The organism is Ensifer sp. (genome assembly GCF_035999135.1).
Lineage (GTDB): Bacteria > Pseudomonadota > Alphaproteobacteria > Rhizobiales > Rhizobiaceae > Ensifer.
Genome location: NZ_DASYGZ010000217.1, coordinates 31907 through 55018, shown reverse-complemented (window position 1 = coordinate 55018; position 23112 = coordinate 31907). Strand labels below are relative to the sequence as shown.

The window sequence follows — 23112 nt, the reverse complement described above, 5'->3', positions numbered from 1 at the left end:
TTCTGGCCGCGACGACGCTCCCTTCGTGCCGCCAACGGCCGGGTCGGTTGCGACCCAGTGGGTCGCCTTCGTCGGGGCGACATCGACCCACGGGCGCAATTGTCTCCAGCATAACACACTGTTTTGTCTGAGAATTTCGGGCAGGCATCTCTGGCACGCGGATTGCCTCAAGTGCTCGAACTCCACAAGCCGTGAGCAGGCTCTCCAGATGCGCCCGACCGCCGACGAACTTGCCGAGGAAATTCGCCGCTATTGCCGGCTCAATCCGCGCGCCCGCGATTCCCTCGACGGCATCGCCTGGTGGGTGGCGTTCCAGCGCATGGAAGAGGCGCGTGGCGAACTGCAGGCTGTCGTCGACAGCCTCGTCAGCAAAGGAGACCTCAAACGCCAGGAGGTGTCCGACGGCAGCGTCGTGTTCGCCTGTGCGACTTGTGGTTCCGGACCCGAAGCCGAACAGGAGGGAGCGGGGTATGCCTAGCGTATTGAGCTATCCGGGCGTCTATGTCGAAGAGGTTCCAAGCGGCGTCCGCACGATCGTCGGGATCCCGACGTCGGTGACCGCCTTTATCGGCCGCGCCCAACGGGGGGCTGTCAACAGGGCAACGATCATCAACAGTTTTGCCGACTATCAGCGCCTGTTCGGGGGCCTCTGGAACGCAAGCACCATGAGTTTCGCCGTTCGCGACTTCTTCCAGAACGGCGGCGGGCAGGGGGTGATCGTTCGCCTCTTCCATCCGGGTGAAGAGAGCGCGGAAGCGGCGGTCGAGGCCGCCAAGGCCGTTGCCGCAGCGGCAGCGGGCGAGGCCAAGGGTTCGGACGCCAAGGCCAAGGCAAAGACCGCCAAGGACGCCATCGACGGCGATGCAAACAGCAGCCCCGCAGCGAAAGCCGCGGCGGGGAAAGCGCTCGACATCATCAACACTTTGGCCGACGACGACGATGCCGACGCGGTCAAGAAAGCCGCGGCGGCCGCGGCCGCTTCGAGCGCGTCGGTCCGGCGCAAAATCAAGGTCGGCAATCTCGACTTCATCGCCGCCAGCCCGGGCAAGTGGAGCGCCTATCTTCAGGTCGAGATCGAGCGTGTCCCCGAATTGGGAGGTGATGCGGCGGCGACGGAAAAGTTCAACCTGACGGTTCGCGATCCGAACGGGGCGACGGAACGGTTCGTCGGTCTCACGCTGAAACCCGGCGGCCGTCGCGTCGACCGTGTGTTGGAGGCCGAGTCCGAGCTTCTGCGCTGGGGCGGGGCCGACCTGGACAAGTCCGAACCGCCGAAGCTGCCGGAGCTCGGCAAGGACCCCGACACCAGCAAGGCCGTTCCCGTCGTGGTCGCCGACGATGTCACGAGCGCCTACAGGACGTGGCGCGACAGCCTGAAGGGACAAGACCCCAACTCCAGCGATGCAAAGACGAAGCGGGACAAGTATCAGGCCGCCTTGAAGGACGTGGTCAATGCGGTCTCGGATGGTGACCTGCTCGACGATCAGGATTTTTTGTCGGGCGACGAAAGCGGCGACGCCGGCAGCGGCATCAATGCGCTCGAGCAGCTTTTTGCCCGTGACGGCATCTTCAATCTGCTCGTCATTCCGCCCTACAACGACAAGGACGACGTCGGCCTAGCGGTGGTGGCGGCGGCCGCTGCCTATTGCGAGAAACGGCGGGCGATGCTGCTCTTGGACGCGCCCGCAGCCTGGAAGACAAAAAGCACCGCCCGCGACGAGTTCACCGATCCTGACCAGGATAAGGTCGGCACGCGCAGTCGCAATGCCGCACTCTTCTTTCCACGCATTCGGCAGCCCAATCCGCTGCGGGACGGGCAGATCGAGACATTTGCCGCCACGGGCACCGTCGCCGGCGTCATTGCCCGCACCGACGCCCAGCGCGGCATCTGGAAATCGCCGGCAGGCCTCGACGCCGGCCTGGTCGGCGTCACAGAGCTGCACGTCAAGCTGACTGACGAGGAGAACGGCGAACTCAACCCGCTCGGCATAAATTGCCTGCGCTCCTTCCCGGTCTACGGCCGCGTCGTCTGGGGCGCCCGGACCCTGCGCGGGGCCGACGGTTTTGCCGACGAATACAAGTATCTCGCTGTCCGCCGCACGGCGCTCTACATCGAGGAAAGCCTGTTCCGGGGTTTGAAATGGGTCGTGTTCGAACCCAACGACGAGCCGCTCTGGGCGCAGATCCGCCTCAACGTCGGGGCCTTCATGCATGACCTCTTTCGCAAGGGCGCCTTCCAGGGGCGATCGCCGCGGGAGGCGTACTTCGTCAACTGCGACGGCACCACCACGACGCAATCGGACATCAATCTCGGCATCGTCAACATCGACGTCGGCTTCGCCCCGCTCAAACCCGCCGAGTTCGTGGTCATCCGCCTGCAGCAGATCACTGGCCAGATCGAGACGTGAGGAGGCAAGGCGATGGCGCAGTTTACGGTCAATGCCCTGAGGTTTGATCCCTACAAGAACTTCAAGTTCCGGGTGAAGTGGGACAACCGCTATGTGGCCGCAGTCAGCAAGATCAGCGGCCTGAAGCGAACCACCGAAGTTGTGAAGCATCGCGAAGGCGGCGATCCAAGCTCCAGCCGCAAGTCGCCCGGCCGCTCCGAGTTCGAGGCCGTGACGCTCGAGCGCGGCGTCACCCATGATCCCGAATTCGAGAAGTGGGCAAACAAGGTCTGGAATTTCGGCGCCGGCCTTGGCAAGGAGGTGTCGCTCAAGGACTTCCGCAAGGACCTGATCATCGAGATCTACAACGAGGCCGGACAGCCGGCGCTCGCCTACAAGCTCTTCCGCTGCTGGGTATCGGAGTTTCAGCCGATCTCCGATCTCGACGCCAACGCCAATGCCATCCTCATCCAGCACATCAAGCTGGAAAACGAAGGATGGGAGCGGGACTACAAGGTCGTCGAGCCGACGGAGGGCACGTTTACAGAACCGCCGGGAGCCTGAGGCAATGCACGCCGGTCACTGGGATGCGGATCAGATCTTGCGCCTGTGGGAGGCGGGTAGTGGAGCAACGCCCATGCGCCGCGCGCTGCTGCTCGTTTCGCAAACAGTGCCCGCGCACGAGGCGGCCGCTGTCGCCGACCGGACGTTCGGCTGGACCGTCGGCCGGCTGATGGCGCTCAGACAAAGCCTGTTCGGATCCAAGTTCGCCTGCACGGCCGTATGCGCATCCTGCGGCGAAACGGCAGAGCTCGGGCTCGACCTTGCAGCAATCCTTGAAGAGAGCGGGTCGCCGCATACGGAGGAGGTGCCCGGCCGGTTGACCATCGAGGCGCACGGATTTGTACTGGTTGCCCAATCGCCAAACCTTGCCGACCTGCTCGCGGTCGAAAGCTCCACAGGCGATCGCGCCGCAGCGCTTGCGCTGAGATCGATCGTCGCCGCTCATCGCGCCGAAGAGGCGATCGAGCCCAAGGACCTGCCGGTCGAAGTCTGGCGCGTGGTGGAGGAGCGCCTGATGGGTGCCGACCCGCTTGCCGATCTCAGGCTCGAAATCGCCTGCCCCCATTGTGGCCGATGCTGGCTGGAGGCGCTCGATATCGTCTCGGTCCTGTGGAACGAGATCACGGCATTGGCGAGGTCCCTGCTTTTCGAGGTCGCAGCGATTTCGCGCAGTTTCGGGTGGAGCGAGGCGGCCATCCTCAGCCTGTCGCCGGCGCGAAGGCGCGCCTATCTGGAGCTGGCGCTTCGATGACCCGACACATCGCCATTTCCGAGCACGGTTTCTTTGCCCGCCTGGGCGTTGCTGCGGGTGGCGCGGACAATGCTGGCCTCGCAAGTTCCTTGCGACCATTGCTGCGCGCTCCGGGCGAAGGGCTGGACGAAGGCGATGCGCCTGAGGCTGCCGAGCTTACGTGGCCGAGTGCCGTGGCGCCGGTTCGCGCGCCGATCGACTTTGAGCCGAACCGATCGGGGTCGCCGGAGCCGAGGCAACCGGCAATCGCGGAGGGCAAGCCGGGACGGTCGGAAACCGTGCGACCGGAAACCCGGGAGATTTCGCCTTCGTCGTCAAAGGGCGAAGACGGACAAACGCATGACGCTCGCGACAGGCCCGAGACCGTTCGCCAGCCAAGTCCGGTCCCTGCGCCGGACAAGCCGGAAGGAAGTCACGATGGATCGTCCCTGTTGACGGAGAATGTCCGCGCGCCGAAGGCCTCGCCGGACGACAGGCCGTTCCGGGAGTCGTTACGACAACAGATGCCCGCAACGGTTTCTGGTCAGCAGACAGATGTGCGGCGGACACTGCCGAGCCGGTCCGAATGGCCGGCGCGCGACCGCGCCAGGCCGTTTACGGCCTTGCCGTTGCAAGAGCCGGGCGTGCAGCAAACGACCATCGAGATCCATATCGGCGCGATCGAGCTCAGGGGGAGGCCGGCATCGACGTCGCCAGCGCCGGTGACCGCTGCGACCGCCGCGCCTGAAACCGGCAATCAGACCGGCAATCTGGCCGCCTATCTCGCGCGGCGTTCGCGAGGTGGCGCCACATGAGCAGCCCCCTTGCCATCGCTGTCGTGACGGCCGTTCTCAAGGATCTTCTCAACAACGGGCTGATCGACAATGACACCGCCGCAATCGGCTCGGTCACCGTCAGCGCCTTGCCGCCTGATCGCATCGCCACCGGAGAGGCCGAGGGCAACCGCCTCAACCTGTTTCTCTATCAGGTGACGCCCAACCTCGGCTGGCGCAACCAGGACCTGCCGTCGCACGGGCCGGGTGGCGAGAGGAGAAGCAATCCGCCGCTCGCGCTCGATCTGCACTATCTCGTCACCGCCTATGGGCAAGACGACCTGGCCGCGGAAATCCTGCTCGGTTATGCGATGGACATTCTGCATCAGACGCGGGTGCTGCATCGCGGCGCCATCCGGCGTGCCCTGTCTCCCGCCAATCCGATCAACGTCAACCTGATCCCGGCCGATACGCAAGGGCGCGTGGCGGCCGACCTTGCCGACCAGATCGAGCAGGTCAAGATCGCGCCGCACTTCCTGCAGTCGGACGAACTGGCGCGGTTCTGGTCGGCCATGCAATCGCGCTACCGCGTCAGCATGGCCTATCAGGTGTCGACCGTGCTCATCCAGTCTCGGCTGCCGGCGGCCGCAGCTCTTCCTGTCCTGCGGCGCGGCGAGGAAGACCGGGGCATCAACGGCCAACCCGGGCTTGATCAGCCGGCTGCAAACTGGCCGGCGCTCAATGCCGTCACCGTGCTCGATGCCGCCGACCACAGGCGCGTCGCTGCGGAACTTGGAGACAGGCTCGTGTTCGAAGGTTCGCTCCTTTCGGGCGACCAGATCACAGCGGAGTTCCGCCATCCGAAGCTGAGCGATCCGCTGGAACGCGCGGGGGATGCAAGCGTGCCAGGGCAGGTGAGTGTGCAGCTCCCGACGGGGGCCGCCGCGTCGCTGCTTTGGCCGGCCGGAAACTACGCGGTCGTGCTGCGGCTCGAGCGCGCCGGCAAGGCGACACGCTGGACGAACGCGCTCAATATCCTGCTCGTGCCGCGGCTCAGCAAAGTCGAGCTGCAGGGACCGCCGCAAGCGCCCGTGCTGAAAATCCAGCTGCAGCCGGCGATCTGGCCCGGGCAGCGGGTCGAGCTTCTGGTCGGCGGCGAGCCGCTTGCGGTGCCCAAGATCAATGCCAAAACGGAGGACCTGTCGATACCGCTCACCGGCATTACGGCCGCCGACGAGCTCCTGCCGGTGCGGCTGAGGGTCGACGGTGCGGAAAGCCTGCTCGTCCGCGACCCAACGGCCCAGCCGCCGGTCTTCGATCCGTTGCAGTCCGTTTCGCTGCCAGGAGGCCATCCATGACAGGCAACGGGCAAACCGAAAATCAGCTCTTCCTGAGCGCTACACTTAAGTGGCTACGCCTGCTGCTTGCCTTTCACGCCCAGGCGCCGGATGGGCCCGACGAAAGCCGCGTCGGCCTGTTCTGGCGCAGAACCGAACCCGTTCGTGTGCAGCGCGTGTCGAAGGCGGAAGTCGAGAGGGCTCGTCAGGCTCTCGAAGAGACGGCCAGGAATGCGGATATGGTGCCGTTCGCACTCCTGAGCCGGCAGCTGGGATTGTCCGCTTTCGAACAGGACGTGCTTTTGCTTGCGGCAGCCGTCGAGATCGATACCGGCATTGCAGGGCACGTCGGCACGGTGCTCAACGATCCGTCACGACGGGCGCCGACGTTCGAGCTGTGCCTCAAGCTCTTCGAAGGCGGCAGCTGGGATGCTCTGTCACCCACACGCCCCCTTCGCGGCCATGGCCTGATCGAGATGCACCAGAGTGGAACGGTCTCGATGCTGAGCGCACCCATTCGCATCGACGAGCGGATCGCGGCCTATATCAAGGGCCTGAACTATCTGGACGAGCGCATTGCCGCGCTCGCCTCCGACCTCTCCCTGCCGGCATCGTTGCCGACCTCGCAGCTCACCATTGCCGGAATGCTCGCGCGGCGCCTGCGTGATGAGCGCGGGACCGGGATCATCCAGCTTGTCGGCGCCGACAATCTCGCCAAGCGCGACGTGACGGCAGCGGCGGCCGCCATGGCCGGACACGATCTGGTGGTCATCGCGGCAGCAGTGATGCCGACCAACGCCGAAGGCGTGGACACGTTCGTCAGGCTATGGAACCGCGAAGCACGGCTCCTGCGCGTCGCACTCTATATCGAAGGGCTGGAGCCGCGCCCCGGTCACGCTCTGGACGGCGGGGCGCCGCCATCCGCCACGGTCCTGCGCACGCTCGGCCGCCTCAGGGGCGGCGTGATGGTCGAGACCCGCCATCCGATCCAGGAACTTTCCGGAAGCGCCGTCGTCGAAGTCACCCGGCCAAGCGAACGGGAGCAGCAGGAACTCTGGCGCAAGGTGTTGACCGGCGTCGCAGAAAATCCGGCCGACGCCGATGCAAGCGCCGTCAAGCTCGCCGGCGAGTTCAGTTTCGCCGCATCCCGGATTGCCGCCATCGCCGAGGAAACCAAGCAGCAGACGTTCGACACGCAGCAACCCCTGGCCGGACGCCTGCGCGCCGCCTGCATGGCGCGATCCCGGGGTGCGCTCGACAGCCTGGCCGAGCGGATCGAGCCGCGCAGAACCCTCGAAGACCTCATCCTGCCGCCGCAGCAAAAGGAACTTCTGGACAGGATCGTGACGCAGGCCGGCAACCGGTCGACGGTGCTGTGGCGCTACGGCTTTCTCGAACGGGCCAGCCGCGGCCTCGGTACGGTCGCGCTGTTCCACGGCGAGAGCGGAACCGGCAAGACGATGGCGGCCGAGGCCGTCGCCAACGCGCTGGGGCTGGTGCTCTACCGGCTCGACGTCTCGCGCGTCGTCAGCAAATACATCGGCGAGACCGAGAAGCAGCTTCGCCAGTGCTTCGACGATGCCGATGCCGGCGGCAAGCTCATGTTTCTCGACGAGTGCGACAGTCTTGCGGGCAAGCGCAGCGAGGTGAAGGACAGCCACGACCGCTACGCCAACATCGAGATCAGCTATCTCTTGCAGCGGCTGGAGAGTTTTCGCGGGGTCGCGATCCTCGCGACCAACATGCGCCATGCCCTCGATACCGCGTTTCTCCGGCGGTTGCGTTTCGTCGTCGGGTTTCCGTTCCCGGGCGTGGCAGAGCGCGAGGCGATCTGGCGCTCGGTGTTTCCTGCAGAGGCTCCGCTCGGTGACATCGAATGGGAGAGGCTCGCACGGTTCTCGATATCGGGGGGCTCGATCTTCAACGCCGCCTTCGATGCAGCGCATGCGGCCGCGGCCGCCACGGGACGGATCGAAATGCCCCACGTTCTCGACGCTATTCGGCTGGAGATGAACAAGCTCGAACGACCGCTCAACGAAGCCGAATTCCGCTGGAGCGGTCGGGCGAAAGAGGTGGCGGCATGAGGATCAGGCTCGTCATCGATCGGATCATCCTTGACGGACGCGATTGCGCGATCACCGAAGCGCGCGCGCTTGAGCAGTCCTTGTCGCGGTTCCTCGAAGCGGATCTCGCGGCCCGTCTCCAAGGCGTCGACCTGGGTCGAATTCCGCAAACGAGGCTTCATCGCATCGTCGGCTCCCTTCCGGCCGCAATCTCTTCGGGCGATTGGGCGGAGCGGGTGTCCGCAGGATTCGTGGGCGCGCTGGATACCGGTGGCGTTCTGTCGGGGCACGACCGGAACGCGCAGGCAACAGTCCCGCCGATATCAGCGGGTCGAGCTGAGGTCGCCGCCATCAGCAGTCGGGGCGCGCCATGAGCAACCTCGCGCTTCTCAAGGGCGGCAGGACGGAGGCGGTTTCCAAGGGGCCGACGCTCCAGCGCAAGTGTGCCTGCGAGGCGCACGGCGAAACCTGCGAGCGCTGTGCGCAAAAACGCAAGCTGCAGCGCAAGTCCGCCTGGGGAGGAAACCTCTCGGAAACGCCGCCCATTGTCGACGAGGTGCTGCGCTCATCCGGCGAGCCGCTCGATGAGAAGACGCGGACCTCGATGGAGGCCCGGTTTGGACACGATTTCAGCGATGTGCGGATTCATACCGGTGACATGGCCGTCCGGTCGGCGACGATGCTGGACGCTCATGCCTATGCGTCGGGAAACAACATTGTCTTTGCGGCGGGGCGTTACGCACCGGAGACCGCCGATGGAAAGCGCCTGCTCGGCCATGAACTCACGCATGTGATCCAGCAGTCGCGCTCAAGCGTTTCCTCGGAGCCGGATGCGGAGCGGGAGGCGGATCGCGCAGGTGACTCGATCGTGGCTGGGCAGCGAGCGGTGACGACGCTTGGCGCCGCTGGCGGTGTTCAACGCAGCGGGTTGTTCGACTGGGTGCCGTCGACCTCCAAGATCGCCAACGACATCGCCGCCAATCTGCCCGGAAACAACCTTTCGTCGCGGCTGGTCGCGGCGGCGGCCACCGGCCTGATCGAAGAATTGGTCCACCAGGTTCGCGACAACGGCCTTGTCACCAAGCTCTTGCGCAATCTCGGCACCTTCAAGGCCGGCGATGCCCCAAGCCTGGCCGTCGGTTACTCCGTTGGCGTCGGCCTCGGCCTGGTGAGCCCGATCACGGATCTCTACGGCATCATCACGTTCGCTGAGCAGTTGCGGAACATGGGCATCAAGCTGGCGATGAGCGGCTGGGCAAAGGCATCGGCGCTCGCCCAGGATCTTGGCGCTCTCGCCACGGAGTTCAGCAACGCCACGTCCGGCCTGTCGACGTTCCTGGCTTCGTTGAAGTCCGACCCGATGGGATCGCTCATGAAGCTGCTTTCGCTGCCCGGCGCGATCACGGAAGGCGCTGAAGGGCTTGCACGAGAGCTCGGGCGCAAGGGCGGGCGCGAAATCGCCGACGAGATCCTGTCGCCATGGTCGAAGGAGAAGAAGCCGGAGCAAAAGGCGCCCGACCCGTTGATGAGCCCGGCAGCGGCACTCGAGCATCTGGCCGGAAAGGCACAGGACAAGATCATCGACGACCCATGGTCGAAGCTTGGGAAAAAGATAGGCTATGCCATCGGGTTCGTCACGATCCAGGCTCTGCTGATCGCCTTCAGCGGCAGCCTTGGCAACCTGATAACGGAGGCGGCCGCCGGACTGGGGCGTTTCGGTGAAACGCTTGGCTCCCTTGGCAAGGGCGTTGTCACCAGCATCGCCGAGCGGCTTGCCTCTGCGGGCGCTATCGTCACCGAATTGGAGGTTGCGTTCGATGCGCTGATGGCAAGGTTGCTGAAGCCGCTTGGCGCCTTTCTGGACCCGATCATGAAACCGATCGCCGGTGTCATGGAAAAGCTGAAGGTGTTCCTGCGGCGATTGCTGGGACTGGCGGAAAAGGAAGCTGCGCCGATTGCGGGTGCCGCGGTCAAGAAAGGTGTTTCGGAAGCCGGCGGCGCGCTCGAAAGCGGGCTGAAGGCGGCGCCAATTCCGCCACATGCCCCTGCACATGTTACCTCGCCGGCTCCGCCCCATACGTCGCCGCACGCAACGCCGCATCCGGCCACCGATGCGCCAGTCGCCAAACCCAAGGTCTCCCACGAAGGCCTGCCGGCCGAAAAGCCGCCTGCCTCACATGGCACTGCGGCAAACCAGGAGAGTGCGACGACAAAGGCCGGTGGCACGACCATTGAGCCGAAACCGATTGAGGTTGGCGTGGACGGCGGACACCATATCCGCGTCAGTGAACGCGGCATCGAGTTGTGCAGCCACTGCGTCCTCCTCGACGTTGTCTATGTTGATGAGATGAAGCGTTTCCCCGCCTTCCGCGACGAGTTCAACAAGCTCAAAGCTCTGCGGAAAACGGATCCGGATGCCGCCGCGAGCAAGGCGGCCATCCTTCAAAAGGAGCTTGAAAATCTACGAGCAAATCCGCCGACGTTCACAAGATTGCCGGCGCAGCCAACGCCCGAGGGACTGACCGCCGTTCCGAAGGAGGGGCCCAAGCCGCCGGCGAAGTACAGTGACGTGCTGGATCAACCCGGGATCCACGAGGCTCACTCGCCGGGCGGCGCACAGCCAAAACAGGCAACGATCGCGGGGAGCGTATCGCACGAATATTTTGAGGATCTGCCGACACTTCTGCAGCAAAACGCAGAGCAACTGTTGCCGCACGGAACGATCCCAGAGGGGTTCAGGAAAGAATTTGCGATCCCCCATCCCCAGTACCCGCCAGGCCGCGGCCCGCGAATTGATCGGATCAATTTCGAGACCGGGGAAATCCTCGAAATTGGTCCGAGCACGGCTGCCCGCCAGAAGTTCGTGGAGGCGCAGCAATACGCGGAATGGATGGATCGGCTGATGCCGAGAACAAATGGGCAGAGATGGATCCCGGGCGTCCGTACCTACGAAAAGGAAGCCGTGCGGCAGTATCTGCGCGATATCGGCTACTTCGAACAAAAGGGGGCCTCGCTTCCTGCGGGCGAGGCCGAAGCGGTGATCGATGAGGCGATGAACGCCTCTGTTCGATCTGTGCAGAGTGAAGTGCCAGGAACACCGAAAATTCCAGCCCAGCCGGCAACGGATGGACCGATCTCCTTGCCCGACCAAGGGCCTACGCCGCCGTCCGTCCCGGACCCGGCCGCGCCCGCACCAGCGTCAAAGACGTCCAATCGAGTCCCAAGCCACGGTGAACTCCAGGAGCCGATCCTTCAAAAGCAACATTATCCCCATGCCGATATCTTGTCCGAGAAAGCAGGAGGCTTTGATTTTGCCAGCGGGCACAAGAAGGTTTCCGCTCACGTAGAACGAGAGGGCAAGCTCAACGTTGTCACCGAACGCATAGCTGGCGGCAATTGGACTCAGCTTAAAGTTCTGGGCAATGCCGAAGAGGGCAATGTGGTCAAGGAGATCAACTTTGCAATGGAGCGTGCCGACAACGGTTTGAAGGGAATTGCGAAGAACGAGTTGCAGCCTGTCGGCCCCAAGTCGCGCGTATATGAACCGGTGAACGACGATCCGAGGATACCGCGCAAGAACCAATTCGAGCGTATGGAGGGCGGATATGGCTACAGAACGTCATACGCCAGTCGCCCCGATCAGATCACGATTCATCTCCACTTCGAAAACGTCCCGTCCACCGACGCTGCCGCCCTTGATCGGCTCAGGCAGACGGCGGAAACCGCCGTTCTCAGCAATCCGTATGTAACCGACCTGCCGCCTGTGCAGGTTCTGGTGACGGGGAGATAACCATGCGCGAGTTGCAAAGATGACCAGCTTTCCGCGCTCACCCTATATTCTCAAATGCGGGATCGTGCTGCTCGATCCGACGAGCTTCCGCATGCTGCGGACGATCGCGCTCCAGTATAATCCGGATCAGCTTTCGCGCACGCTCCAGGTCCAGAGTGCCGGCGGGGACGGCGGCGGGCGCTCGGAGCCGTTGCGGTTCAAGGGCCCGCCGGTCGAGACGTTCAAGATCGAGGCGGAGATCGACGCGACCGATCAGCTGGAGCATGCCAGCGCCTATGGCGGCTCGGGCGACGCGACAAAGGTCGGGATCTTTCCGCAGCTTTGCGCGCTCGAGGCCCTGATCACGCCCGCAAGCAGTGCGCTTGCCCGCGCCGAGCGCTTTCTTCTGGCGGGAAGCCTTGAAATTGCGCCGGCAGAGGCGCCGCTCGCGCTTTTCGTGTGGAGCCGGCAGCGGGTGGTTCCGGTGCGGGTGACCGAGTTCTCGGCGGTCGAGGAAGCGTTCGATACGGAACTCAACCCGATCCGCGCGCGCGTCACGCTCGGGCTCCGGACCTTGAGCGTCAACGACCTGCCCTTCGGTCACCGGGGTGCTGCGCTCTTCATGGCTTACCTGAAGAACAAGGAAACGCTTGCCGCGCGCGCCATCGCTGGATCCCTCAGCGCACTCGGATTGACGGAGCTGCCATGATCGACCCCCGTACATTCGCAGGCTTTTCGCTCGATGGCGTTCCGGACCCGTTTCCGGAAAACAGCCGCTACCGTGGGCTGGGGCGTCGTGTGCTCGTCGACGAGAACGGCAACGAGACGGTCTATCTCGCACGCCGCATCGTGCCGTCGCCGGAGCGCTTCGTCGAGGTCGGCCAGATCGAGGTCAAGGAAGACGACCGCATAGACAACATCGCCGCCGACCAGATCGGCGACCCGGAACTCTACTGGCGTCTCGCCGATGCCAACGGTGCGCTCAATCCCGCCGAGCTGACCGAGCGGAACGGACGAAAGCTTCGCATTACCCTGCCCGAAGGCATTCCCGGACCGAGCGAGGACGAGCGATGACAACGCCCTTCTCCATCACGCGGCGAAACGGGCCGGGCAACAGGCCGGGGGGCGGGTCATGCTGAAGGGGATCCACCTCACCGTGATGATGGGGTTCGGCGTGCCCAAGCCCGTTCCAGCCGGCGTGGTCGACGCCCTTCTTTCCGTGCAGGTCACGCAAGGCACCGAACAGAAAAGCGGTTTTCAGCTGTCGTTCGACATGGGCAAGAAGGCGCTTGTCTCGCGGCTGTTCGAAAGCGGCTTTTTCGATCCGCCGCAACGGGTCGTGATCATGGTGACGACCAACGGCACGATCAACGTGCTGATGGACGGGGTGATCACGCGGCACAGCGTCAACGCCAGCAACGAACCGGGGCAGACGCGACTGGAGGTGCTCGGCGAAGACATTTCGCGTCTGCTCGACCTGGTTGATCTCAGCTGGCTGATCAAGTATCCGGCGATCCCGGCCGAAGGGCGCGTGGCGCTGATCCTTGCCAAGTACATGCCGCTTGGCCTTGTGCCGGTGATTGTTCCGAGCGTCTTGCTGGCGGTCGAAAATCCGCTGGAGCACATTCCGGGCCAGCGTGGCACGGACCTGCAATATCTCAACCTCCTGGCCCATCAGGTCGGCTACGTCTTCTACATCGATCCCGGCCCGACGCCCGGCCGGTCGATCGCCTACTGGGGGCCGGAGATCAAGGTTGGCAAGGTGCAGGACGCGCTCGTCGTCAACTCCGATGCCGGAAGCAACGTCGAAAGTGCCACCTTCAACTTCGAGGGCTTTTCCAAGACGCTGCATCTCATCCTCCTGCACAATGCCAAGACGAAGATCCCGATCCCGATCCCCGTGCCGGACATCAATCCGCTCTCGCCGCCGCTCGGGCGCCGCATGCCGGTGCCGCTGCGTGCCGAGACGGTCACGGGGTTGTCCAAGTTCACCGTGCCGCAGGCGGCGATGTACGGGCTGGCCAAGGCGGCGCGCGCCGCCGAGGTGATTACCGGATCAGGCACCCTCAACGTGCTGCGCTACGGTCGGCCGCTGAAGCCCCGCCGGTTGGTCGAGGTGCGCGGCGCCGGCACGCCGCATGACGGCGTGCACTTCGTGCGCAGCGTCACCCACCTGATCAAGGCCGGCGACTACAAGCAGAACTTCACCCTCTCTCGAAATGCATTCCATTCCTCGCCGACCTAGGCGCAGACGGAGGATCCTGACATGGACGACAACAGCCCGAGCTGGGGTTTCGCGGAAGGCATGAACATCGACGGCCCGTCGGCCGCCAGCGAGGAACGCGGTGGGCTGAGGCGCTATTTCGGCAAGCATCGCGGCCGGGTCGTCCAGAACATCGATCCGACCGGCTGCGGACGCCTGATGGTGCAGGTCGAGGATGTCTGGGGACCGAATTTCTCCAGTTGGGCGCTGCCCTGCGTCCCCTATGCCGGACCGGGGCTCGGCGCCTTCGTCGTGCCGCCTTTGGGGGCAGAGGTGTGGGTCGAATTCGAGCACGGCAATCCGGATTTCCCGATCTGGACAGGCTTCTTCTGGGGCAGCCAGCTGGAAGCGCCCGTCACCCCGCGCTCGGCCATCCCGGCGTCGGCACACTGGTCGACGGAGACCATCACCAAACACGCAATGAGCATCAGCGATACGCCGGTCGGCCCCCAGCTTCCGGCCGGCGGCATCCTGTTGCGGGCGGGGCAGTCCTATATCGCCGTCTCGCCGATCGGAATCATGATTCATGGGCCGTTCATCGCGATGAACGAGGCGGCCCTGATCGTGAAGTGAGGCGCAGATGGCCGGGTTTGTCGTCACCGTCAGCAACGTCACCTTCTGCCTGCATGCGGGCACCGCGACCGCGCTGCCCGCGCCGCAGTCGCGGCTGTTTGCCTCGGCGATGCCGGTGGTGACGCTTGCCAACAGCTATGTGATTGCCGGTTGCCAGTTTCCGACGATGACGTCGGGCGCCCAGCCGCCCTGCGTCAAGGGACGCTTCGCCGCCGGCGCCACGCGCGTCTTCAGCATGGGATTTCCCGTCGCGACCGTCGCCTCGCTGACGGCCTGCGATCCGCTGCAGACGCCGATGATCGTCGCGCCGGCCGGCCAGGCGAGGGTGGTGGCGCTATGAAGAGCGTGATCCACATCGACTATCCCTATCGGGTCGGGACGCATGCGCTGACGGCGACGACGGACCGGGCCGATCATGTTCGCGACATGCTGACGATGCTCCTGTTCACGCGGCCCGGCGAACGGGTAATGCGGCCCGATCTCGGCACCGGGCTCACGCAGCACATCTTTGCTGCCAACAGTCCGGAACTGGCGGCGACGATCCAGCTGACGATGCAGGCGGCGATCGAGCGATGGCTTGGCGATGTTCTCGAGCTGCGGGCACTCGATGTGACCGCCGAGGACTCCGAACTTCGTGTCGAGATATCCTACATCGTCGTTGCGACCGGCGAAGAGCGCAACGACGTCCTTGTCGGGGGCGCGCCATGACCGACGCCCGCGCAAGGCTTGCGATCACCTGCGACGGCGGCCGCCGCGAGGCCGAAATCCGCCGCGGTGGCAGGCTTGCCGGGATCGATTGCGTCGGGGTCGAGGCAGACGGACGGACGCTGTGCGTGACGTTCTTCGGTGAACCGCCCCGAGATCTCGATGCGCGCCACGTGGTGATCGAAGGTGGTGAACGCATCCGGGACATCAAGGTCCTGCGCGCCGGGTTCCACCGCCATGACGACAGTTCGCGGGACTGCCTGCGCGTCATTGTCGACCGGGCAGGAGATTTTTCGGTATATCAGCTGTGCCTCGTCGAGCCCGCAGATGCGCCGAAAGGGGAGGAAGCCTGCGACGCCGGTTCGCAACAGGATGCCGGACGAAACCCTCCGCCCGGCATCGATCCCCGCCATGCCTGCTATCCGTTTTCCTTCCGCGCCGACTGCCCGTCGCCCATCGACTGTGGCCCTTCTGCCTGCCCGCCGAAGGCGCATCCGCCACCGCCGGCCATCGACTACCTGGCGAAAGACTACCAGAGCTTCCGGCGCCTGCTGCTCGACCGCATGGCCGTCACGATGCCGGACTGGCGCGAGCGCCATGCCACCGACATCGGCATCACGATCGTCGAAATTCTGGCCTACGTCGCCGACCAGCTCAGCTATTTCCAGGATGCGGTCGCCACGGAAGCCTATCTGGCAACGGCCAGGCGGCGGATCTCGGTCCGTCGCCACACGCGGCTGATCGACTACCGGCTGCACGAGGGCTGCAATGCAAGGGCATGGGTGACGATCGAGACCGATGCGGACGACGAGCTGCATCTCGACGAGATCGTGTTTGCAGCACCCCTGTCGGCGGGCGCTCGCCTGCCTGCAGGTGAGATACGGCTCGACGAACTGTTGTCGCTTTCATCGCCGGCAACCACATTCGAACCGGTCCTGTGCGCGGGCGGCAACCCGGTATTGTCGGTGCGGGTCGCCCACACAGCCATCAGGTTCCATCTCTGGGGCGAAGACACATGCTGCCTTCCCGAGGGCGCAACGCGGGCGACGCTTGTCGATGGTGCACCGGCCCGCACGGAACCGACGCACGGCGTCGACAATGCCGACATCGACCATGCCGATGACGGCTCCGGCGCGGACGACAGGCGTCTCGCGCTGAAATGCGGCGACGTGCTGATCCTCGAAGAGGTTGCCGGACAGACCGGCCATGCTGCCGACGCCAACCCTCTGCACCGGCACGCCGTCCGTCTCGTTCGGGATCCGGTGCGCGCTGTCGATCCGCTCGACGGCACGCCTGTGCTTGAAATCGAATGGGGAAAGACGGATGCGCTGCCCTTCGATCTCTGCCTTTCTGTTCGAAGCGCTGCGCCGGACTGCCAGGTGGTCGAGGCGGCGGTGGCGCGGGGCAATGTCGTTCTCGTCGATTCCGGCAGACGATGCATCGAGGCCGATCCCGACTGGACCGTCGTCGGCGAGAGCCTTTCCCAATGCTGCCTCTGCGATGGCGTGCCCGGAGAGGCGGATGGCCGGGCAAGGGATTTTGCCATCACCTTGAACCTCAGGTCGGTGACGCATGCGCAGCCGCTTGCCGATCCGAAGGCGGCTGCCGTCCTGCTACTGCGCCAGGACCCGCGCGCGGCGATGCCGTCGGTCGCGCTCAAGGAAAAGGTGGTGAATTCGACCGACGACACGCCGGCGCGGGTCTGGCATCCGGTCATGGATCTCCTTTCAAGCACCGCTGACGACAATCATTTCGTCGTCGAGGTGGACGACGAGGGACTGGCCAATCTGCGGTTCGACCAGCGACAGCTGGATGGCGCCATCGGCTCCCGCTTCGAGGCGCATTACCGGACCGGTAACGGGCGTGCCGGCAATGTCGGGCCAGACAGCATCGTGCTGATGGCGCGCCGAAATGGGTCGTCGAGCGGCACGAACATGCGGCCGCGCAATCCGCTGGCCGCGGTCGGTGGGAGCGACGCGGAACCTGTCGCCGAGGCGAAACTGAACGCGCCGCACGCGTTTTCGCGTGTTCTCGCTCGCGCCGTGACCGCATCCGACTACGCCCAGATCGCCCGTCAATCAGTGCCGCTTCAGGGCGCCTTCGCCGAGCTTGCCTGGAACGGCAGCTGGTACGAGGCGTGCCTCGCGCTCGATCCTTACGCCGGATCGGACGATCTTTCAGTGCTCTCGGCGGCGCTGATGCCAGGACTTCTGTCGACGCGACGCATCGGTCACGACCTCCGGCTGGTGCCGACGCACTATGTTGCACTGTCGATCGAAATCGACGTCTGCCTGCAGGCCGGCCAGCGACGCGGTGCGTTGGAAAAGGAACTGCGAACCGTCCTGTCGAGCCGCAAGCTGCCGCAGGGCCGCGGCTTCTTTCATCCGGACGCGCTCGGGTTCGGCGACGACGTGGCGGCCTCGCGGCTGATTGCGGCGGTGCAGTCGGTTGAAGGCGTCGCGCATGTCGACCTCCTGCGCTTCGCGCGGATGGACGACGGGATCGATCGACGCAACAACGGGATCATTCCGATCCGGCCAAACGAGATAGCCCAGCTGGAAGCCGATCCGAACCGTCCCGAGTGCGGCATTCTTCGACTGAATGTGAGGGAGATGCGATGAGCTGCTCCTGCCAGTGCAATTGCAGCGGACATTGCGCCTGTGGCGAAGGCGAGACCCTGCGCGCGCCCGACAACCGTCCGGGACGCATAACGATTGAAATGCGGCTCGGCGACTACGCAGCCTTTCTCGACGATGCCTGGCGGCGACTTGCGTCCCGCGACACGCCCGAGTTATCTCGCCTTGGCACACGCGAAGGGTCGGATCCGACCATGGCTTTGGTCGATGCCTGGGCAGTCGCCGCGGACCTGTTGACGTTCTACAACGAACGGCTGGCCAACGAAGGTTATCTGCGCACGGCGCGCGAAGAGTTCTCCGTGCGCGCCCTTGCTGAGCTGGTCGCCTACAGGCCGCGGCCGGGGGTTGCGGCCACCGTGCCTCTCGCCTTCCTCCTGGACGCCAATGCGACACCGGTCGAAATTCCAGTCGGGGCGCGTGCGCAGACAGTGCCGGGGCCGGGCGAGACGGCGCAGACCTTCGAGACCGACGAGCCGCTGCTGGCCCGGGCCGAATGGAGCGAAATGCGCCCACGGCTGACGCGTCCGCCGCGCATCGGCTTTTATGATGCTCTCGTGCGCGATCGGCTGTGGCTGAGCGATGCGATGCTCATCGTCCATCCCGGCGAAAAGATCCTGTTCGTCTTTGACAACAAGCGGCTCGGACAGGTCGTGCGCGAGGTTGCAAGCGCAATCCCGGATGTCGTCAACGGACGGCAACTGCTGCATCTGAAGCCCATTCCCAATCTTACCCTGACGGATGCAATGGAGCTGTTGCGCGCGGTGAAGGCGGCGGATCTTTCGGCCAAGGAGCGCCTGGCGATGCTCGAGGCGGTGGAATCGTTCCTGCTCGGGGGCTCGCTGAAGGAACTCGCAGTCGTCCTGCTCGCCAGCTACGGCGGCGAGGAAGAGGACGATGACATCCGCGACATGGCGATGCGAATGGCGAAGCTTGCCCTTTCGATTGTCGGGCGCCGCCCGGAAGCTTCCGGACCGGTCGAGGGCACCAGTTCGGCGCAGCAGCTCTATCCGCAGCTGGAACGCATGCCCGCACGCCAGCCGCGCAGCGCCCGCGACATGCAACAATCGGCAAAGGCGTTGCTGGGCGAGCGATCGGACGGACCACTGCAGCTTGCAGCGGCGTTGTCGCCGGCAATCGGCGAGCAGCTTCACGCGGCCTGGTCGCAGATGCAGGCAGCCGAACAGGCGGGCGAATTGCAGAGCGTTCACGTGCTTCGGGTCACCGCCGGTGCATTCGGCGGAAACGTGCCGCCGATGGTCCAGGAGGAGGGGCACCGCTTCACGCTGAGTTATCCGCCAAGGGCTCCCGAAGACAATCGCGCCCTTCACCTCGATGCGATCTACGACGGCATCAAGGGCGGCAGCTACGCGGTTCTTCACGCGCCGGTGCGCGCCGCGCGCTATCCTGAGGAGGATGAGCCCCATGGATGAGGAGGAATTCATCATCCTCTGGCGCATCGCGCGGATACTCTCGGCAGAGACGGTCAGCCGCTCCGACTATCTCGTCTCGGCCAAGGTGACGCGACTCGATCTCGAGGCCGTCGACGGCGAGACATTCGACCTCAACTACCAGCGGACAACCGATATCAAGCGGTCGACCCGGGTACTCGGTCGCATCGCCGTCGTTGCGCAAAGCGAGCCCCTGGCGCTCGCAGCCGACGAGCTCGAGGAGGATGTATCGGGTGGCGAGATAGAACTGGACGGACTGTTCGACGGACTGGACAGCGGCCGCACGGTGATCGTCTCTGGCGAACGTGCGGATGTGAGGGATCTCGGCGGCAATCTCGTGCCGGGTATCCGTGCGGTGGAGCAGGCGACGATCGCGCGGGTCGAACATGCCGCAAACAAGGATGCCCCGCTCGACACGCCGCATACGACCCTTTTTCTCGCAACGCCGCTGACCTATGCCTATCGACGGGCAACCTGTGTGATCCATGGCAACATTGCCCGCGCCTCGAACGGCGAAACCGTAACCGAGACGCTCGGGTCGGGCGATGCATCGAAGCCTTTCGCACGGTTTTCCTTCAGTCGCGGACCGCTGACATTCCTGTCGGCCGAGACCGAGAGCGGCGCGGTCAGCAGCGAAACGGTCCGCGTCAACGACGTAAGCTCTCCCAAAGCCGAAAGTCTTCTCGATGTCGATGCGGCCAGCCGCGCCTATACGCTAGATGTCGACGGAACGGGCGTCGCCACCGTCCGTTTCGGCGATGGCGTGCACGGCGCGCGGCTGCCGACCGGGCCAGACAATATCCGGGCAACCTATCGCGTCGGCATCGGCCGCACGGGCAATGTCAAGGCTGGCCAGATCAGCCTGCTTCAAACCAAGCCGCTCGGCGTGCGTGCCGTACACAATCCGCTGGCAGCAAGCGGCGGCGCCGATCGCGACGGGATCGAGCGGATCCGCAGCAACGCCCCGCTCTCGGTCGGGTCGTTCGGACGCCTCGTCTCGGTTGCCGACTATGCGGATTTCGCCCGCGTTTTTGCCGGCATCGGGATGGCAGACGCCCGGCGATTTTCCACGGGCGGCATGGATTTCGTCCACGTCACGGTCGCCGGCGTTGACGATGTCGCACTTGATCCCGCCGGCGACCTGCTTGCCAACCTCAGCGACGCGTTCGATCGCTTTGGAAACCCGGCTTTTCCGGTCGAAATCGCAGTGCGCGAACTTCTCGTCATGGTCATCGAGGCACGGGTCGCGATCGATCCCGACCGATTGTGGGACAAGGTCGAGCCGGAGCTCCGTCGCAAGCTGCTCGATGCGTTTTCCTTCAATCGGCGCACGCTCGGCGCACCCGTTTCGTCGAGCGCGGCCCTCGCCGTGATGCAGACAACGCCAGGTGTTGCCGCTGTCTCCATCGAGACGTTCGGCGCCATCAAGGAATCGGATCTTCGCGACCGGGATGCGCTGGCAGCCGCGGTCAAACAGCTCGGGCGTGCCGGTTTCATTCCGGCAGCCGCAGCGCGGCTGCGCGATCCGGATGTGGTGAAACCGGGGGAAAGCCTGATTGCGCCGGCCCAGCTCGCCGTTCTCCTGCCGCAGGCGCCATTTGCCTTGATCCTCAACCGTGTCGAAGCCGGAGCACTTGCCGATGCAGCCCGATAACGACGCACTCTTCAGGCTGCTGCCTGCGCATATCCGGGTGGAGGACACGAGATCCGGCGGCATGCTGCGCGAGCTGCTTGGCCTCGTCGGCGCCCAGGCGCGGGCGATCGAGCGCGACATCGGCCGGATGTACGACAACTGGTTCGTGGAGACGTGCGAGGAATGGGCGCTGCCCTACATCGCCGATCTTCTTGGCTACCGGCTGCCGCCGGATGGGCTTCAGGGTGGGGCCGGTACCAGCGTCTCGCGGCGCGAAATCGCCAATCTCGTCGCGTCGCGCCGCCGCAAGGGGTCACTCTGGTTGCTGGAGGAGCTCTCGGGCGATCTTGCAGGCTGGCCTGCGCGCGCGGTCGAGTTCTATCGGAGCCTCGCGGTAGCGCAGCATCTCGATCACCCAAACCTCGACCGTCTTGCAACGGCTGACGTTCGTGACGAAGGGCGAACTCGGCTTGTGGGCTCCGCCTTCGACGCCTTGCCTCATCTTGCCGACATCAGGCGTATCGGCGCTCGCGCGTCGCCCGGGCGGCACGGCATCGCCAATGTCGGCCTGTTCGTCTTCCGCCTGCGGGATTACCCTGTCACCAACACCGAAGCCTATTGCCAGGAGCGCATCGGGCGGCATCTCTACACGTTCTCCGCGCTTGGAAACGACACGCCGCTCTTCAGGCGTGCCGATCGGGAGGCGGCGGTCACGGCGATCGCCGAGGAAACGAACCTGCCGGTGCCGATCCGTCGACGCGCGCTCGAGGCCTGGCCGGGCGGTGAGGCCAAGCCGAAGCGGGCCAAGGCGTCCGGCATGCTCTATGGCGAGGGCCGTTCGATCGCGATCCGGGTGCGTGGTTGGCCGAAGGACGAGGACGACGGCATGATCCCGGCAGAGCGGGTCATCCCCGCCGACCTCAGCGATTGGGCCTACAGGGTGCCGAACAACTGCGTGGCGGTCGACCCGGAGCTGGGCCGCATCGCCTTTCCCGCCCGCCAGGCCCCGAGGAATACGGTCTTCGTCGATTATCGCTACGGTTTCGTCGCAGACATCGGCGGCGGCGAGTACCTGCGACCCGTCAACGCCCTGCCCGAACACTACGATATGGTCTGGCTGCACCCGCGCTCCTCTGGCGAGCAGGCGCCGCCCCATTTCAACACGTTTGCCGCGGCATTCGCCCATTGGCGGTCGCTCGAAAACCGGCAAAGCACCCTGATTGTCGAGCTCGCCGAAAGCGGCATCTACGGCGAGGCCTTCAATCTCGACCTGTCGGACGGCGAGACGGTGGTGATCCGCGCGGCAATGCGGACCCGCCCGATCCTGCGGATTGCCGATGTCGAGGTCGGTCGCGCCGACGGGATCTTCGTCAAGGCCGGCCAGGGTGCGTGTCTGATCATCGACGGGGTGATGATCGTCGGGGGCACTCTGGAGATGACCGCGTCCAGGGGCGGCGTCGATCCTTGCGCTCTCATCATCAGGCACAGCACCTTTGTTCCGGGGCTCGACCTCAGGTCCGATTGCACCCCGCGGGTGCCATCCGCCGCAAGCATCCGGCTGAACGCGGTTCCTGCGAAGGTGCTGATCGAAAGCAGCGTCGTCGGCAGCATTCTCGTTGTCGCGGACGCGGACCAGGATCAGCGGCTGCCGGTGGACCTCGTCATTCGCGACAGCATCGTCGATGCGACGGCAACGGAACGGGACGCGATCACCGGTCCATCGCAGGGCCCTGCACACGCGCTGCTCGAAATGGCGCGCTCGACCGTTGTCGGGCAGGTGCGTGTCCGCGCCGTTCAGCTTGTCGAAAACAGCATCCTTGTCGGGCGGACCACCGTGGCGCATCGCCAGGCCGGTTGCATTCGCTACAGCTACATCGAGCCCGGGTCGTCCACCTGCCGGCGCTATGCCTGCGCGCCCGATGTGTCGGAAGAGACCGCTGTCAGCGCGCTTGCGGCTGGCGCCACTGCGGCCGAGAAGGCGGCGGTCCGGTCGACCGTGCGCGATGAGGTCCGCCCGCTCTTCGAGAGCACCCGCTTCGGCACGCCCGCCTACATGCGGCTCGAGGCCTGCGTCGCCGACGCCATCCGTCGCGGCGCCGAGGGCGATTGCGAGATGGGTGTCTATTTCAACCTGTTCGAGCCACGTCGGCTGGCGCTCCTGGCGACGCGGCTTTCGGAGTATTCGCCGGCCGGTTTCGAGACGGCGCTCGTCCTGGTTACCTGAAGGAGGG

Annotated in this window: 19 protein-coding genes; all 19 read left to right on the top strand. The window is 65.0% G+C overall.

What is annotated here, in order from left to right:
* Positions 1-208: 208 nt before the first annotated feature.
* The 19 genes from VGO12_RS29240 (at position 209) to VGO12_RS29150 (ending at position 23105) form a co-directional block, all read left to right on the top strand.
* On the top strand, positions 209-478 hold the full coding sequence (locus VGO12_RS29240) for a hypothetical protein (RefSeq protein WP_327516240.1): 270 nt from the start codon (positions 209-211) through the stop codon (positions 476-478).
* Positions 471-2408 carry a phage tail sheath family protein gene (locus tag VGO12_RS29235; protein ID WP_327516239.1) on the top strand — a complete coding sequence of 646 codons (1938 nt, stop codon included), beginning with the start codon at positions 471-473 and terminating at the stop codon, positions 2406-2408. Before VGO12_RS29240 ends, VGO12_RS29235 begins: the two co-directional genes overlap by 8 nt.
* A 12-nt stretch (positions 2409-2420) precedes the next feature.
* Entirely contained in the window at positions 2421-2951 is a 531-nt protein-coding gene (locus VGO12_RS29230; RefSeq protein WP_327516238.1) for a phage tail protein, read from the top strand.
* Positions 2952-3024: 73 nt separating this feature from the next.
* Positions 3025-3702, top strand: coding sequence for a hypothetical protein (locus tag VGO12_RS29225; protein WP_327516237.1), 678 nt, complete (start codon positions 3025-3027; stop codon positions 3700-3702).
* A 623-nt stretch (positions 3703-4325) separates the two neighbouring features.
* The gene (locus VGO12_RS29220; RefSeq protein WP_327516236.1) at positions 4326-4496 is read left to right on the top strand and encodes a hypothetical protein; all 171 of its coding nucleotides are present in this window, start codon (positions 4326-4328) and stop codon (positions 4494-4496) included.
* Positions 4493-5812: a DUF4255 domain-containing protein gene (locus VGO12_RS29215; RefSeq protein ID WP_327516235.1), complete on the top strand. Its 1320-nt coding sequence runs from the start codon at positions 4493-4495 to the stop codon at positions 5810-5812. Before VGO12_RS29220 ends, VGO12_RS29215 begins: the two co-directional genes overlap by 4 nt.
* Positions 5809-7875, top strand: coding sequence for an ATP-binding protein (locus VGO12_RS29210; protein ID WP_327516234.1), 2067 nt, complete (start codon positions 5809-5811; stop codon positions 7873-7875). Before VGO12_RS29215 ends, VGO12_RS29210 begins: the two co-directional genes overlap by 4 nt.
* Positions 7872-8228, top strand: coding sequence for a hypothetical protein (locus VGO12_RS29205; RefSeq protein WP_327516233.1), 357 nt, complete (start codon positions 7872-7874; stop codon positions 8226-8228). The genes VGO12_RS29210 and VGO12_RS29205 overlap by 4 nt, the downstream gene beginning before the upstream one ends.
* A complete protein-coding gene (locus VGO12_RS29200; protein WP_327516232.1) occupies positions 8225-11644 on the top strand; it encodes an eCIS core domain-containing protein in 3420 nt (1139 codons plus the stop codon). The genes VGO12_RS29205 and VGO12_RS29200 overlap by 4 nt, the downstream gene beginning before the upstream one ends.
* Positions 11645-11663: 19 nt before the next feature.
* Entirely contained in the window at positions 11664-12332 is a 669-nt protein-coding gene (locus tag VGO12_RS29195) for a hypothetical protein (RefSeq protein ID WP_327516231.1), read from the top strand.
* Positions 12329-12697 carry a LysM domain-containing protein gene (locus tag VGO12_RS29190; protein WP_327516230.1) on the top strand — a complete coding sequence of 123 codons (369 nt, stop codon included), beginning with the start codon at positions 12329-12331 and terminating at the stop codon, positions 12695-12697. The genes VGO12_RS29195 and VGO12_RS29190 overlap by 4 nt, the downstream gene beginning before the upstream one ends.
* A 58-nt stretch (positions 12698-12755) precedes the next feature.
* The gene (locus tag VGO12_RS29185) at positions 12756-13868 is read left to right on the top strand and encodes a hypothetical protein (protein WP_327516229.1); all 1113 of its coding nucleotides are present in this window, start codon (positions 12756-12758) and stop codon (positions 13866-13868) included.
* A 21-nt stretch (positions 13869-13889) separates the two neighbouring features.
* Positions 13890-14459 (top strand): phage baseplate assembly protein V, encoded by a 570-nt coding sequence (locus tag VGO12_RS29180; protein WP_327516228.1) that lies wholly within the window; start codon positions 13890-13892, stop codon positions 14457-14459.
* A gap of 7 nt (positions 14460-14466) precedes the next feature.
* Positions 14467-14799 (top strand): hypothetical protein, encoded by a 333-nt coding sequence (locus VGO12_RS29175; protein ID WP_327516227.1) that lies wholly within the window; start codon positions 14467-14469, stop codon positions 14797-14799.
* On the top strand, positions 14796-15167 hold the full coding sequence (locus tag VGO12_RS29170) for a GPW/gp25 family protein (RefSeq protein ID WP_327516226.1): 372 nt from the start codon (positions 14796-14798) through the stop codon (positions 15165-15167). Before VGO12_RS29175 ends, VGO12_RS29170 begins: the two co-directional genes overlap by 4 nt.
* Entirely contained in the window at positions 15164-17785 is a 2622-nt protein-coding gene (locus VGO12_RS29165) for a hypothetical protein (protein WP_327516225.1), read from the top strand. The genes VGO12_RS29170 and VGO12_RS29165 overlap by 4 nt, the downstream gene beginning before the upstream one ends.
* The gene (locus VGO12_RS29160) at positions 17782-19230 is read left to right on the top strand and encodes a hypothetical protein (RefSeq protein WP_327516224.1); all 1449 of its coding nucleotides are present in this window, start codon (positions 17782-17784) and stop codon (positions 19228-19230) included. The genes VGO12_RS29165 and VGO12_RS29160 overlap by 4 nt, the downstream gene beginning before the upstream one ends.
* Positions 19223-20902 (top strand): putative baseplate assembly protein, encoded by a 1680-nt coding sequence (locus VGO12_RS29155; RefSeq protein ID WP_327516223.1) that lies wholly within the window; start codon positions 19223-19225, stop codon positions 20900-20902. The genes VGO12_RS29160 and VGO12_RS29155 overlap by 8 nt, the downstream gene beginning before the upstream one ends.
* A complete protein-coding gene (locus tag VGO12_RS29150) occupies positions 20889-23105 on the top strand; it encodes a hypothetical protein (RefSeq protein WP_327516222.1) in 2217 nt (738 codons plus the stop codon). The genes VGO12_RS29155 and VGO12_RS29150 overlap by 14 nt, the downstream gene beginning before the upstream one ends.
* The last annotated feature ends 7 nt before the right edge of the window (positions 23106-23112 follow it).

What these genes read in the sequence shown, in the direction of transcription:
- VGO12_RS29165 (WP_327516225.1), top strand. Translation starts at nt 15,164, where the DNA reads ATGACCGACGCCCGCGCAAGGCTTGCGATCACCTGCGACGGCGGCCGC.
- VGO12_RS29225 (WP_327516237.1), top strand. Translation starts at nt 3,025, where the DNA reads ATGCGCCGCGCGCTGCTGCTCGTTTCGCAAACAGTGCCCGCGCACGAG.
- VGO12_RS29200 (WP_327516232.1), top strand. Translation starts at nt 8,225, where the DNA reads ATGAGCAACCTCGCGCTTCTCAAGGGCGGCAGGACGGAGGCGGTTTCC.
- VGO12_RS29150 (WP_327516222.1), top strand. Translation starts at nt 20,889, where the DNA reads ATGCAGCCCGATAACGACGCACTCTTCAGGCTGCTGCCTGCGCATATC.
- VGO12_RS29210 (WP_327516234.1), top strand. Translation starts at nt 5,809, where the DNA reads ATGACAGGCAACGGGCAAACCGAAAATCAGCTCTTCCTGAGCGCTACA.
- VGO12_RS29235 (WP_327516239.1), top strand. Translation starts at nt 471, where the DNA reads ATGCCTAGCGTATTGAGCTATCCGGGCGTCTATGTCGAAGAGGTTCCA.
- VGO12_RS29180 (WP_327516228.1), top strand. Translation starts at nt 13,890, where the DNA reads ATGGACGACAACAGCCCGAGCTGGGGTTTCGCGGAAGGCATGAACATC.
- VGO12_RS29185 (WP_327516229.1), top strand. Translation starts at nt 12,756, where the DNA reads ATGCTGAAGGGGATCCACCTCACCGTGATGATGGGGTTCGGCGTGCCC.
- VGO12_RS29205 (WP_327516233.1), top strand. Translation starts at nt 7,872, where the DNA reads ATGAGGATCAGGCTCGTCATCGATCGGATCATCCTTGACGGACGCGAT.
- VGO12_RS29170 (WP_327516226.1), top strand. Translation starts at nt 14,796, where the DNA reads ATGAAGAGCGTGATCCACATCGACTATCCCTATCGGGTCGGGACGCAT.
- VGO12_RS29190 (WP_327516230.1), top strand. Translation starts at nt 12,329, where the DNA reads ATGATCGACCCCCGTACATTCGCAGGCTTTTCGCTCGATGGCGTTCCG.
- VGO12_RS29155 (WP_327516223.1), top strand. Translation starts at nt 19,223, where the DNA reads ATGGATGAGGAGGAATTCATCATCCTCTGGCGCATCGCGCGGATACTC.
- VGO12_RS29160 (WP_327516224.1), top strand. Translation starts at nt 17,782, where the DNA reads ATGAGCTGCTCCTGCCAGTGCAATTGCAGCGGACATTGCGCCTGTGGC.
- VGO12_RS29230 (WP_327516238.1), top strand. Translation starts at nt 2,421, where the DNA reads ATGGCGCAGTTTACGGTCAATGCCCTGAGGTTTGATCCCTACAAGAAC.
- VGO12_RS29240 (WP_327516240.1), top strand. Translation starts at nt 209, where the DNA reads ATGCGCCCGACCGCCGACGAACTTGCCGAGGAAATTCGCCGCTATTGC.
- VGO12_RS29195 (WP_327516231.1), top strand. Translation starts at nt 11,664, where the DNA reads ATGACCAGCTTTCCGCGCTCACCCTATATTCTCAAATGCGGGATCGTG.
- VGO12_RS29175 (WP_327516227.1), top strand. Translation starts at nt 14,467, where the DNA reads ATGGCCGGGTTTGTCGTCACCGTCAGCAACGTCACCTTCTGCCTGCAT.
- VGO12_RS29215 (WP_327516235.1), top strand. Translation starts at nt 4,493, where the DNA reads ATGAGCAGCCCCCTTGCCATCGCTGTCGTGACGGCCGTTCTCAAGGAT.